This window comes from Ruegeria sp. B32 (genome assembly GCF_025141855.1).
GTDB classification, from domain to species: Bacteria; Pseudomonadota; Alphaproteobacteria; order Rhodobacterales; family Rhodobacteraceae; genus Ruegeria; species Ruegeria arenilitoris.
Window position 1 is genome coordinate 207427 of the sequence record NZ_CP081106.1, and the last position, 12934, is coordinate 220360.

Below are 12934 nucleotides of genomic sequence, written 5' to 3' on the forward strand. Positions count from 1 at the left end.
TGCCTTAGACGACGGTGACGACCGTTCCGATCGGGACGCGGTTGTACAGGTCGATCACGTGCTCATTCAGCATTCTGATGCACCCGTTCGACACGGCTCGTCCGATGGTCTGCGGCTGGGTCGTTCCATGGATGCGGAAATACGTGTCGACGCCATTCTGAAACAGATACAAGGCACGGGCGCCCAGCGGGTTGTCTCCTCCACCGGGCTGGACATAGTCATTGTCCTTGAATTTGGCATAGGCAACGGGGTCCCGCTCGATCATCTCTTCGGTCGGGCGCCAGGTGGGCCATTCCTTTTTCACGTCGATCGTCGCAGTTCCGGTAAATTCCAGCCCGGCCTTGCCGACGCCACAGCCATAACGGATGGCTTTGCGGGGCTCGGTCACGAAATACAGGTAGAACGAACGTGGCGCGACCAACAATTGCCCGGGCAAAAACTGCTTCTTGATCCGAACGATTTGCGGGGTCGGGTCGTATTCGACCGGCTTCTTTTTCGCGTGGGCCGTGCCAGGCACGGCGCTGAGAGCGGCAGCGGAGATCAGAAAATTGCGGCGTGAGAACATGGCAATACTCGGCTAATCAACAAAGAAAACAGGGTAGCAGTCTGTTCAGAATAGCCGATCCGGTCAATTCCCGCGCGGGTTTCACCGGAAAGTGATGTTGTTTTCCTGCCCCACCGGGGCTGGAAAGCGCGATCAGAAACCGCGCAAAAAAATGGGGGCGACGGTCATCCGTCGCCCCCAGAGACCTGGTTTAGGCCAGTTCGATGTTGTCGGCGCTTTCGCGACCGTCACGACCCGAACGCAGTTCGTAGGTGACTTTCTGGTTGTCGGCCAGGCCGGTCAGGCCCGAACGCTCGACGGACGAAATGTGCACGAACACGTCTTTGCCGCCCTCTTCGGGTGCGATGAAGCCGTAGCCTTTGGTGGTGTTGAACCATTTTACGGTGCCTGCGGGCATATCCGTATCTCCTGTTATTAGTGCTGCCCACGGAATTGCGGCAGCCCGGCGTCGTTGTCTGGATCGATAGACTGAACGCCGAAAACGGAGACAGTAGGTCGAAGTAGAAAAACGTAAGCTCTTTGCATATGGCACTGAGAACGCCATGAGGCAAGGGGTATCGCTTCCAAGCGTTTTCAATTCGATCAGGGGTATTGTCCTGACACTGGACCCAACCTTCCACTTAGTGCTTGAGCCAGGAGACTACCTTGGGGTAAGTCTTGTTTGAAGCTGCGTGACTGCGCCCAATATCTTGCGCAAACCTGTCGAACCATAGATCCATAAAAATGAATCGTCTCGCTATTCTTCGGTGGAGAAAGCGAATAGCTTTGCGGATCAAGGATGTTCTTTCGAAGTTTTGGCGCACCGTATGGATAATGAACATGCGACGGCGTCAATTTTACCTCTTTGTGATCAAGTACGAGTAGCGAAAGCAATACAGGGCCAAAGAAATTTCTCGGAAGGTTTTCGGAATGGAAGTTTATGTTTCGGTTTTTTAGGAAGAAGTTGCGGGCTGATTTGTCTTCACCCTTGATGTCGATATTAGTATCCCAGTTTTCCCTGTATTCAATACGGCTGGTCGTTAACAGCTCCAGATAATCAGCAAAAAGGTTAGAGGAAGGTTCCAGATAGATGACCCCGTTCCAGCAGTACCGGGTTCCATCTCTGAGTTGCCTGCCGATTGTCACAATTTCTGGGTTACAAGTTACCGGTCGAAGAAAATAGACATCGCAATCTACCCAAATTAGGTTCTCAACCTGCATCATCTTCAACCGAAATAAGTCTGAAAACCTTGCCGGATGCTTCGTTAGCACTTGCTTCAGGAGATCGGTTAGCGGCAGTACATCGTTTGCGTTGCGGAGCATTACTCCCTTTGGTGGACAAACTTGGTTTGGTTCGTAAGAAAAGAGCTGAAGCGATTGGTTCGCTCGCACAAACGAAGACAGACAAGCGCGCTCCAACGGCCCGAGACCGGACCCGTGCCAGAACGTCCCAAATCCTTTTTGCTGCATTGTGTGCCTTCTTCTTAGCCGGTCGATGGCCTATGCGAATACAGCGTTGCACTGCTTGCTTGGGTCAGTGTTACTACCGCGCAAATTTCTTGTGCTTAAGCCGCTTGGGTTCCAGCGCGTCCGGTCCCAGGCGGCGCTTCTTGTCTTCTTCGTAGTCTTCGAAGTTGCCCTCGAACCATTCGACATGCGCATCACCTTCAAAGGCCAGGATGTGCGTACAGATCCGGTCGAGGAAGAAACGGTCGTGCGAGATGACCACGGCGCAGCCGGCGAAGTCGACAAGGGCATCTTCCAGCGCGCGCAGGGTTTCGACGTCCAGGTCGTTGGTCGGTTCGTCCAGCAGCAGGACGTTGCCGCCCTCTTTCAGCAGGCGGGCCATGTGGACGCGGTTACGCTCACCCCCTGACAGCAGCGAGACCTTCTTCTGTTGGTCGCCGCCCTTGAAGTTGAAGGACGAGCAATAGGCGCGGGAATTGACCTGAGCGTCACCCAGTTGGATGATCTCGGCGCCGCCGGTGATCGCCTCCCACACGGTGTCGTTGTCATTGAGGTCGTCGCGCGACTGATCGACATAGGACAGTTGTACCGTGTCGCCGTATTCGATGGTGCCCGCGTCAGGCTTTTCCTGGCCGGTGAGCATCTTGAACAGGGTCGATTTACCGGCGCCGTTGGGGCCGATGACACCGACGATGCCGCCCGGCGGCAGGCTGAAGGACAGGTTCTCGATCAGTTGCTTGTCGCCCATATGCTTGGCCAGCCCGTTGACCTCGATCACCTTGCTGCCCAGGCGCGGGCCGTTGGGGATGACGATCTGTGCGCGGGTCAGCTTTTCGCGCTCGGACTGTTCCGCCAACTCGTTGTAGGCGTTGATCCGGGCCTTGGATTTGGCCTGACGGGCCTTTTGACCCTGACGCATCCATTCCAGTTCGCGTTGCAGGGTCTTCTGCTTGGATTTGTCCTCGCGGGCTTCCTGCTCAAGCCGCTTGGCTTTCTGCTCCAGCCACGAGGAATAGTTGCCCTCGTACGGGATGCCACGGCCGCGGTCCAACTCGAGGATCCAGCCGGTGATGTCATCCAGGAAGTAGCGGTCGTGCGTGACGATCAGGATCGTGCCCTTGTAGTCGATCAGGTGCTGTTGCAGCCAGGCGATGGTCTCGGCGTCCAGGTGGTTGGTCGGTTCGTCCAAGAGCAGCATGTCGGGCGCTTCCAGCAGCAGCTTGCAGAGCGCTACGCGGCGTTTCTCGCCGCCCGAGAGGTTGGCGATGTTGGCATCGTCCGGCGGGCAGCGCAGCGCCTCCATCGAAACGTCGATCTGGCTGTCGAGGTCCCACAGGTTTTCCGCGTCGATCGCGTCCTGCAGGGCGGTCATCTCTTCCATCAACTCGTCCGAGTAGTTCTCGGCAATCTCCATCGCGATCTCGTTGAAACGGTCGACCTTGGCCTTTTTCTCGGCCACGCCCAGCATGACGTTTTCACGGACGGTCAGGGATTCGTCCAACTGAGGTTCCTGTGGCAGATAGCCGACCTTTGCGCCCTCGGCGGCCCACGCCTCGCCTGTGAAATCGGTATCCAGGCCGGCCATGATCTTCATCAGGGTCGACTTACCGGCGCCGTTCACGCCGACGACACCGATCTTTACGCCGGGCAGAAAGCTCAGGTGAATGTTTTCAAAGCACTTCTTGCCACCGGGATAGGTCTTCGAGACACCCTGCATGTGGTAGACATATTGATAGGCGGCCATGTCGCGTCCTCTGGGTCGGGGAATTCAGGTTGACCCGCTTGATAGCCAAGCGGGACGGGCGGGGCAAGCTGGTGCTTTGGCGAATTTCTGGCTGGCCTTATGCGCCGGCCGGACCGGACTGGGAAGGATGCTGGGAATGCCGGAACTTGCGCAATTGGTATCGGGTTGGGCCAAGGCGGGACGGATCGAATGGATCGGCGTCAGACCGGGGCGACGATTGGACATGATGGCGCTGGGTCAGGCGATGATCCGGGAAGACGGGGTTGAGGGCGATCGGAGTCGCCCGGGGAAGCGTGCGGTGACCCTGATTCAGCACGAGCATCTTGCCGCGATCGGCAGCTATTTGGGACAAGGTCCGGTCACACCGGACGTGCTGCGGCGCAATCTGGTGGTTTCCGGCATCAATCTGGGCGCTCTCAAAGGGCGCGAGGTTCAGGTCGGCACAGCCATTTTGCGGATCACGGTTATCTGCGCGCCTTGCAGCAGGATGGAAGAGGCGTTGGGCAACGGGGGGTACTCTGCCGTGCGTGGGCATGGCGGCTGGTGTGCCGAAGTGGTGCGATCGGGGGCGGTCGGTTTGGGCGATGCTGTGCAACCTGTTGATTGACAAGGCCGGCGAGTTCTGGACTACAGCAGGGGATGTTGCGAAGCGCGATACCATATGCGCGGCCCGGTCAGGTCGTGGGGCTGTTCGGGGGATCGTTCGATCCACCGCATCAGGGGCATGTGCACGTTACACTGGAGGCGATGAAGGCTTTTGGATTGGATCGGGTCTGGTGGTTGGTGTCGCCGGGGAACCCGCTGAAGGCTCGCGGCCCGGCTCCGATCGATCAGCGAGTTGAGGCCGCACGGTCCATCATGCAGCATCCCAAGGTTGAGGTGACTGACATTGAGGATCTGACCGGCACCCGCGCCACGGCTGACACACTTGCTGCCTTGCGGCGGCTTTATCCGCAGGTTCGGTTCGTTTGGCTGATGGGGGCTGACAACTTGGCCCAGTTTCACAAATGGAAGGACTGGCGGTTGATCATGGACACCGTTCCTGTGGGCGTGGTGGCGCGCCCCGGAGATCGGATTTCGGCGCGCATGTCACCGGCGGCGCGTGTCTATGCCAAATACCGGATTGACGGAACGGCGCGGCATCTTTTGGGTCGGGCCGATGCGCCGGCCTGGTGTTTCGTGAACGTGCCGATGGTCGATGTCAGCTCGACTCAGATACGTTCCAAAGGCGGCTGGACCTGACAGGTGTTGCCTGAACAGCCCCGATGGGCACATAATTCAGGTGCATGGTTGTTTGCCTGTGATCTCTGGGATTTTATTTGACCCATGACTGATCGTATTTCGAGACGTTTCTTTTTGGCCGGCGCCGGTTCGCTTCTGATCCCCACCGCGGGTCTTGCCGGGGCGCCAACGGTCTCGTTGCGGCCTGTTGCCCGTGGCGCCGAGTTGAGCGGTGTCGAACGCATCATTCAGGCGGCGCGATTGAACGGCGAAGTGGTCTTCGCTGTGGCCGACGTAAAAACCGGCGCGCAACTGGAGGAATTCGGCGGGGCCCGCGGCTTGCCGCCGGCCAGCGTCGCCAAAGCCCTGACCGCGCTTTACGCGCTGGACGTTCTGGGGCCGGACCATCGGTTCGAAACAAAGCTGATCGCAGATGGTCCGATTGAAAACGGGATCCTCAAGGGTGATCTGATACTGGTCGGAGGCGCCGATCCGGTATTGGATACCGATGCTCTGGCCACGATGGCCGCCAACCTGCGCAAGGCCGGACTGACCGAGGTTCGGGGGGCGTTCAAAGTGTACAGCGGCGCATTGCCCTATGTATTCAGCATAGACCCCGGTCAGCCTGATCATGTGGGCTATAGCCCTGCGATCAGTGGAATTTCCCTGAACTTCAACCGTGTGCATTTCGAGTGGAAACGCCAAGGGTCCAGCTATGACGTGACCATGGACGCACGCAGTGCCAGTTATACGCCGTCGGTGGACATGGCCGCGATGCGGATCGAAAATCGCAATCTTCCGGTCTACAGCTATCAACCCAGCGCGCGGCAGGACCGCTGGACAGTTGCCAAGGGCGCGCTGGGTAATGGTGGCGCCAGGTGGTTGCCCGTGCGCAAACCGGGCTTGTACGCCGGGGATGTGTTCCGCACTCTGGCCCGGGTGAACGGCATCGTCCTGGGGCGGGTTCAAGTCACACGCGAGGCCCCCAGCGGCACCGTTCTGGTCACGCATCAGAGCGATGAACTTACCAGCATAGTGAAAGGGATGCTGAAATATTCGACCAACCTCACGGCCGAGATGGTGGGGCTGGCTGCGACCGTCGCGCGGGGTAGGCGGCCGCAAACACTGGCAGAGTCCGCGGATGAGATGAATCGCTGGTCGGCTCAGACCTATGGCGCGTCCGGTATTGCTATGGTGGATCATTCGGGGTTGGGCGATGCTTCGCGAATGGTGCCGTCTGGCCTGGTCAAAGTTCTGGTGGCCGCTCAGCAACATGAAACGCTGCGACATCTGTTGAAGCCGTTTACCCTGACCGACGCCAAAGGCCAGCGGATCCAAGGGCACCCGATCAAGGTCGACGCCAAGACCGGGACCTTGAACTTTGTATCTGGCCTGGGCGGGTATCTGACCACCGCCGGAGGATCAGAACTGGCCTTTGCGATATTCACGGCCGATCTTCCGCATCGGGCGACCATCGCGCGTGAAAGCCGCGAACGCCCTGAAGGCGCGCGCAGCTGGAATCGCAGGTCTCGCAAACTACAGCAGGCCCTCATCGAACGCTGGGGCGCGCTTTATGGCAGCTGAATCCGATCAGACGGTGTGACGCGCCCGTGCGCCGCGCTCGATCGCCGCGGCGTGCAGCCGATCGATCTCCAACTCATACCGGATCTCTTCCAGCAGCCGCAGTTCGGTTTCGGCCAGCGAGCCGTCGGCGGCGGCGACATCGCAGGCCAGAGCATAGGCCGTTTCGTTCAACCGCTCAGGCAGGTTGTCCCGGATCAGACCAAACAGTGCGTCCAGACCATCTTCCTGCTCGAACAGATCAAACACGATCTGCGAAACCCGGCGCATACGGTCGATATCGTAGTCGGCAAACACAGGCAGCATGTTCACGGCTGTCTCAATCTTGACCAGTTCGACGGTGCGGATGTTCTCGTCCGAGGCTGAAACGGCCACCATGATCGCCACAAGGCAATCCTGCGGCGACATCGGGTGGGAAACGGGTTGGGTCATGGGAACGTCCTGCGATTGGTATCGTGCCGCACGTTATTGAGGTGTGGCAAAGGGTTCAATATCTTGTTTTCCAATACATACCGATGTCTGCTTGTGCCCTGATCAGATTTTGCCGTGTTCCTGGTCACGAGCAACCGTCTGAAATCGTAGCAGGGGCGGCGTTTCTCGCCTGTGGTCATTGACTCACGCTGCATCTGCACAATAGGAGATGCCGGTCGGTCGCATTGAGCGACCCTCGCTGATTTCCCGATGGAGAACGAACGAAATGTCTGAACTGCGTGAAACCGCCATGACGTCAAAGGCCTGGCCTTTCGAAGAGGCGCGCCGGTTGCTCAAACGCTATCAGAAGTCTCCACCGGAGAAGGGCTTCGTTCTGTTCGAAACGGGATATGGCCCGTCGGGCCTGCCGCATATCGGCACTTTCGGTGAGGTGGCACGGACCACGATGGTCAAGCGCGCCTTCGAGGCCCTGTCGGACATTCCCACCAAGCTGATCTGCTTTTCGGATGATCTGGACGGAATGCGCAAGGTCCCCAGCAACGTGCCGAACCCCGAGGCCCTTGAAGCCTATCTGCAGCAGCCGCTGACTTCGGTCCCTGATCCGTTCGGCGAGTATCCCAGCTTTGGTGAACACAACAACGCCATGCTGCGTCGGTTCCTTGATACGTTCGGGTTCGAATACGAGTTCTATTCGGCGCGCGACTTTTATCGTTCGGGTCAGTTCGACGAAATCCTGAAGCGTGCAGTCGAACGTTATGACGACATCATGGCCATCATGCTGAAAAGCCTGCGCGAGGAGCGTCAGCAGACCTATTCGATCTTCCTGCCGATCCATCCGGAAACGGGCCGGGTTCTTTATGTGCCGATGAGAAAGGTGTGCGCCGAGACCTACACCGTCACCTTCGATGATGAAGATGGCAAGGAGTGGACGCTACCCGTGACCGGCGGCAATGTGAAGTTGCAGTGGAAGCCGGATTTCGGGGCGCGCTGGGCGGCGTTGGGCGTCGACTTCGAGATGTATGGCAAGGAACATGCGACCAACGAAAAGATCTATGACGCGATCTGCCGGGCGCTGGGCGGCCGTGCGCCCGAGCATTTCTCGTATGAGCTGTTCCTCGATGAAAACGGGCAGAAAATCTCGAAATCGTCCGGAAACGGAGTTTCGATCGACGAGTGGCTGACCTATGCGCCGACCGAGAGTCTGGCCTATTTCATGTATCAAAAGCCGAAGACGGCAAAGCGGATGCATTTTGACGTCATCCCGAAGGCGTATGATGAATACCATCAGCAGTTGCGTGCCTACCCCGGGCAGGATCTGAAGGCTCAGTTGAACAACCCGGTCTGGCACATTCACGGCGGTGACGTGCCGGAATCGACGTTGATCGTTCCCTTTGCAATGCTGTTGAACCTCGCGTCGGTTTCAGGTGCCGAGGACAAAGAGACGCTATGGGGCTTCATCCGCCGCTATGCGCCCGAAGCCACGGCCGAAAGCCACCCGGACCTCGACAAGGCCGCCGGTTTTGCAGTGCGCTACTTCAACGACTTCGTGAAGCCGACCCGCAAGCATCGGACGCCGACGGAGCAAGAGCGCGAGGCGCTTGAGGCCCTGAGGTCGGCGCTTGAAGCCTATGACGGTCCGGTCGAGGACGAAGCTTTGCAATCGGTGGTCTATTCCATCGGCCGCGAACGCTTTGACCCGATGCGCGGCTGGTTCACAGCCCTTTACGAGGTGTTGTTGGGCGCCAGCCAAGGTCCTCGGTTCGGCGGGTTCATCGCCCTTTATGGCGTCCCCGAAACGATTGCACTGATCGACAAGGCCCTGGCCGGAGACCTGGCCTGATTTGACCACATACTGCATGGGGCTACCTTTCCGGCAGGAGGTGACCCCATGCGTCGACTTTTGCTTGCAGTTTCCCTGAACGCCGGTCTGGCAACAGCCGCAGTTGCCCAAAGTGGCGACATCGAAGCCAATATCGCGGCGCAGATCGAAGCCTTCAAGGCCGATGACTTCGCCACGGCCTTCACCTTCGCCAGCCCCAACATCCAGACAATGTTCCGTACGCCCGAGAATTTTGGCGCGATGGTGCGCAACGGCTATCCAATGGTCTGGCGCCCAGCTGAGATTCGGTTTCTGGAATTGCGGCAGATCTCAGGGTTCTGGTGGCAGAAAGTGATGGTGGTGGATGCGAACGGCGGGGTTCACATCCTGGACTATCAGATGGTCCAGCTGAAAAACGGCTGGAAGATCAACGGGGTGCAACTGCTTGGCAACTCCGACCCATCCGCCTGACGCAACACCCACCGTCACGATGATATGAGCGACGGTTAATCCCTTTTCGATACTCAGACCAGCGTGTCCGGGCGGCTTCCGGATCCGAAATCTGGCATGCGCCATAGCCTGAAGAGTGGGCGCGTTTGGGAAAGGGTATTCAATGAACAAGGCAATCACCGACGGCATCGTTTTCACGCCGCCGCAATTCGCGAATGGTCTGGATGTGTGGTCCAGCGGCGACGGCACTCCGGGCTCACCGACCTATGACGGATCGGGAACGGGAGTGTTCGTGCCTGCAGATGCGGAGTTTGGCGGTTGCCTTGAGATACTGAAGGTCAATGCCACGCAGCAACTGCGGTACATGGGGCAGACGCCGCTTCTGCCGGGCTGCTATTTGCAGATCAAGGCGCGGGTCAAAGCGATCAGCGGGCCATTGCCGCAGGTCCGGATCGCTGGATGGGCCGGAGGGGCCGGCGACGTGCACCTTTCCGGACTGACCGAACAGGGCCCGGCCATTCAGCTGTCGGCCTATGGCGTGGTGCACGAGGTCACAGCCATCGTTGGGATTGGGCAGCGGCCGGGCGTGGACATGCCTTGGGGCATTTCGGCGCTATACGGGCATTTCGGCCTCGATATTGAGGGGGCAAACGGCGCGCTCGTTCGGATCGATGATATCGAAATTACCGATGTCACCGGGGTCTTCTTGCGCGACATGATCAGCCTTGTGGACGTGCGGGACTATGGCGCGTTGGGAGATGGTGTGGCCGACGACTCGGCCGCGTTTGAAGCGGCAGACCAAGCCGCGGGAGGTCGCCGCATCTATGTGCCGCAGGGAACCTATCACCTGGCACAGGATGTTGGGCTGGACGCGGAGGTCGACTTTGAGGGCACGGTCACGATGCCTGATGACAAGATGCTTCTTCTGACCAAGAATTTCGATCTGCCGACTTACATCTCCGCCTTCGGCGATGAAGCCCTGGCCTTCAAAAAGGCGTTTCAGGCGCTGTTGAACAACTCGGATCATGAATCGCTGGACCTGGGCGGCCGCAAGATCTCGGTGTCCGAGCCGATCGACATGCAGGCCGCCGTACCCAATCGCGGCAGCTACTCCACTCGCCGCGTGATCCGCAACGGGCAGTTCGACGTCAAAAGCAGCGCCTCATGGGACACCGAGACCTTTACCTCTGTCGCAACATACGATCCGGCGGATCCTTACAAGTTGTCCGGTGTGGCCAACGTGGCCAATATCCCGCTCGGGTCGTTGGTTCAGGGCAGCGGCGTTGGACGTGAGATCTATGTTCGGTCCAAGGATGAAGGTGCCGGTGAGATCACCTTGAACGCACCTATCTATGATGCGGCTGGCACGCAGACATTCACGTTCGTTGCTTTCAAGTACCTGTTGGATTTCTCGGGCTTCAGTGCGCTCCAGAAATTCGCCATGGAAGACATCGAGTTTCAATGCAACGGGCGCTGCAGCGCGATCCGCCTGTCGCCGGGCGGGAACACGTTCGTTTTGAAGAACTGCTTTGTCAGCCGCCCGTTGGACCGCGGTATCACTTCGATCGGGGTGGGGTGCCAGGGCATGTTGATCGACGGTTGCCAGTTCCTGTCCAGCGAGGAGTCTCTGGACGTGCCCGACCGCAGTTCGATTGCCATCAACGCCAATGCCAACGACGTCAAGCTGCGCCACAACAGGGCCGTTCGTTTCCACCACTTCGCGGTTCTGGGTGGAGACAACAACCTGGTTCTCGGCAACCATTTCTTTCAGGGCGACAGCGTGTCGAACGGTGTGCGCAATGCAGGTTTGGTGATGATCGGGGCCTACAACAGCTCTTCGATCGCCGACAATTATGTCGACAACTGTTTCATCGAGTGGAGCAATGAGCGCGATGCCGAGCCCGACTACACCTCGGGCTATTCCTTCAGCGCCATGAGCATCACCGACAACATCTTCTATTCAAGTGACGTTGCCCCGTGGTTCGCCTATATCGTCGTGCGCCCGCATGGCGTCGGGCATTTCCTGAACGGAATGACGGTCACGGGCAACAAGTTCCGAACGGCGAACGGGTCAATCGACCGCGTGGACAAGGTTGATACAACTTTTGCCGATCTGAATCCTGATCGGCATGTGAATGTCACGTTCGCAGACAACACGTATCACAACGTGACACTCAAGACCGCGAACCCGCTGCGGGTCCGACACGAACAGAATACGGCGGCCTCTGCCTGGACGGTGGACTCGGATGGTGCATTCCCCTTTGGTGGGCAGGCCCGCAGCTGTGACAGCGTCGTCGTGCTGGACGGGCTGAGAACCGCCTTTGGAACTCTGCGCTATACGGCCCCCTATGTTCAGTTGCAGCAGGGGACAAACCAGGACCAGATCAAGTTGCGTTGGTCCGAGGCCTTGAGCGGTGAAGTTTCGGTGATCATGCGGATCGAGGTCTGATCCGTGTCGGCCGGTCGCTTTTGGGGCGGCCGGCGCGCTGCATTCAGAACTCGCGCCACAACGCGAATCTCAGGCCTGGCCTGTCCCGGGCGGCGTTGCGCTCGACCCCGAATATCCAGGTGTTGGGGCCGCTTTCGGATCGAAACATCGCCGAGGGTCGCGCGCTCCAATAGAGCGGGCGGCCAGGTACATAGGACGTTTCGATCTGGAGCAGGGGATTGACCCGACGGTGCGACGACAAACCCACTGTCAGGTCCAGTTTGCGGATCAGAGCGTCATGGCTTCGGTATTCCAGCGCGGCATCAGCCGCCATCCAGCCACTGCCATATCGGGCCTGAAATCCTTTGCCCCAAGACAGGGTTACCTTGTACATCGCCCATGCGCGGGTTTCACGGTGATGCGCGCCGACACCCAACTCGGCCGCCAGCCGCCCACCGTTGGAAAATTCGGCAACCGGTAGGCGTGCAAACACCACGGCATGACCGTAGAGGTCCTGATGCTCTTCCGCGTCCAAACCCAGCGTCAGGTTTGGACGCATTCCCCATTCCCCATAGAGCGAGGACTTGAAGCGGATGTCCTTCCCGGGCTCGGAAAACGCCGTCAGGGCCAACGAGGTGAACGAGGCGCCTTTTTCACGCAGCCACGCCCCGGCGACGGCCGGAGTCGAAAACACAAGGCTTGCACACAGGAAGGCGATTAGGCGGGCCATTGGCGCAGGATCATCAACCTTGGTTAACGGAAGGTTAGCGCTCGGTTCATTTTTCGGAAACTTTTTCGCGCCAGCTCAACGAAAGGCAGGACGTTTGAAAAACCTGTGCTAGGCTTGGGTCAGACAAGGGAGATGACCGATGCCGAAGATATCAAAAGACGCCAGTGTTCAGACCGTTATCACCACTTTCGAAATGACCCCCGGAACCTGCCAGGACCTGCTGGAAGCGTTGACCGACGCCTATGCGAACTTCATTTCCAAGCAGCCCGGTTTTGTCGCGGCCGGACTGCATGTCAACGATGCCCAGACCCGCATCGCGAACTATTCGCAGTGGGAGCGGCGGGAAGATTTTCTGGCCATGCTGCGAACGCCTGAAATGCGCGAGCGCAACCGCAAGATCAACGAATTGTGCAAAAGCTTCGAGCCGGTGATGTACGACGTGGCCGAAACATTTGACTGATCCTGACCTGAATCAAGGTCAGAAGACTTTGACTACTGCTATCTGAACGCGAAACTCA

Annotated in this window: 13 protein-coding genes; 7 read left to right on the forward strand and 6 right to left on the reverse strand. The window is 58.6% G+C overall.

The window, feature by feature from the left end:
- Positions 1 to 4: 4 nt before the first annotated feature.
- The 4 genes from K3752_RS01080 to ettA all read right to left on the reverse strand — a co-directional run bounded on the left by K3752_RS01080 (position 5) and on the right by ettA (position 3755).
- The gene (locus tag K3752_RS01080) at positions 5 to 565 is read right to left on the reverse strand and encodes a L,D-transpeptidase (RefSeq protein ID WP_170365294.1); all 561 of its coding nucleotides are present in this window, start codon (positions 563 to 565) and stop codon (positions 5 to 7) included.
- Positions 566 to 755: 190 nt separating this feature from the next.
- On the reverse strand, positions 756 to 962 hold the full coding sequence (locus tag K3752_RS01085; RefSeq protein ID WP_170360243.1) for a cold-shock protein: 207 nt from the start codon (positions 960 to 962) through the stop codon (positions 756 to 758).
- A gap of 185 nt (positions 963 to 1147) precedes the next feature.
- A complete protein-coding gene (locus K3752_RS01090) occupies positions 1148 to 2014 on the reverse strand; it encodes a hypothetical protein (protein ID WP_260064229.1) in 867 nt (288 codons plus the stop codon).
- Positions 2015 to 2087: 73 nt separating this feature from the next.
- On the reverse strand, positions 2088 to 3755 hold the full coding sequence (gene ettA / locus K3752_RS01095) for an energy-dependent translational throttle protein EttA (protein WP_170343264.1): 1668 nt from the start codon (positions 3753 to 3755) through the stop codon (positions 2088 to 2090).
- Between the two features lie 136 nt (positions 3756 to 3891).
- Between ettA and K3752_RS01100 the strand changes: the two genes are divergently transcribed.
- The 3 genes from K3752_RS01100 to dacB all read left to right on the forward strand — a co-directional run bounded on the left by K3752_RS01100 (position 3892) and on the right by dacB (position 6560).
- The gene (locus K3752_RS01100; RefSeq protein ID WP_260064233.1) at positions 3892 to 4362 is read left to right on the forward strand and encodes an MOSC domain-containing protein; all 471 of its coding nucleotides are present in this window, start codon (positions 3892 to 3894) and stop codon (positions 4360 to 4362) included.
- Positions 4363 to 4394: 32 nt separating this feature from the next.
- Positions 4395 to 4997 carry a nicotinate-nucleotide adenylyltransferase gene (locus K3752_RS01105; protein ID WP_409233606.1) on the forward strand — a complete coding sequence of 201 codons (603 nt, stop codon included), beginning with the start codon at positions 4395 to 4397 and terminating at the stop codon, positions 4995 to 4997.
- 84 nt (positions 4998 to 5081) lie between these two features.
- Positions 5082 to 6560, forward strand: a complete 1479-nt coding sequence (gene dacB / locus K3752_RS01110) for a D-alanyl-D-alanine carboxypeptidase/D-alanyl-D-alanine-endopeptidase (RefSeq protein ID WP_260064236.1) — start codon at positions 5082 to 5084, stop codon at positions 6558 to 6560.
- A 6-nt stretch (positions 6561 to 6566) separates the two neighbouring features.
- Here dacB and K3752_RS01115 read toward each other — a convergent pair whose 3' ends face one another.
- Positions 6567 to 6989, reverse strand: coding sequence for a tellurite resistance TerB family protein (locus K3752_RS01115; RefSeq protein ID WP_093963405.1), 423 nt, complete (start codon positions 6987 to 6989; stop codon positions 6567 to 6569).
- Between the two features lie 265 nt (positions 6990 to 7254).
- On the opposite strand from K3752_RS01115, the gene K3752_RS01120 reads away from it, so the two are divergent.
- The 3 genes from K3752_RS01120 (at position 7255) to K3752_RS01130 (ending at position 11707) form a co-directional block, all read left to right on the forward strand.
- Positions 7255 to 8829 carry a lysine--tRNA ligase gene (locus K3752_RS01120; protein ID WP_260064237.1) on the forward strand — a complete coding sequence of 525 codons (1575 nt, stop codon included), beginning with the start codon at positions 7255 to 7257 and terminating at the stop codon, positions 8827 to 8829.
- Between the two features lie 48 nt (positions 8830 to 8877).
- Complete coding sequence (locus K3752_RS01125; protein WP_260064238.1) at positions 8878 to 9279, forward strand: DUF4864 domain-containing protein; 402 nt, start codon at positions 8878 to 8880, stop codon at positions 9277 to 9279.
- Between the two features lie 142 nt (positions 9280 to 9421).
- The gene (locus K3752_RS01130) at positions 9422 to 11707 is read left to right on the forward strand and encodes a glycoside hydrolase family 55 protein (protein ID WP_260064239.1); all 2286 of its coding nucleotides are present in this window, start codon (positions 9422 to 9424) and stop codon (positions 11705 to 11707) included.
- A gap of 43 nt (positions 11708 to 11750) precedes the next feature.
- Here the strand turns inward: K3752_RS01130 and K3752_RS01135 are convergent, their stop codons facing one another.
- A complete protein-coding gene (locus K3752_RS01135; RefSeq protein ID WP_260064246.1) occupies positions 11751 to 12416 on the reverse strand; it encodes a hypothetical protein in 666 nt (221 codons plus the stop codon).
- Between the two features lie 139 nt (positions 12417 to 12555).
- Here K3752_RS01135 and K3752_RS01140 point away from each other — a divergent pair, with 139 nt between their 5' ends.
- Positions 12556 to 12876 carry an antibiotic biosynthesis monooxygenase gene (locus K3752_RS01140; RefSeq protein ID WP_093963400.1) on the forward strand — a complete coding sequence of 107 codons (321 nt, stop codon included), beginning with the start codon at positions 12556 to 12558 and terminating at the stop codon, positions 12874 to 12876.
- The last annotated feature ends 58 nt before the right edge of the window (positions 12877 to 12934 follow it).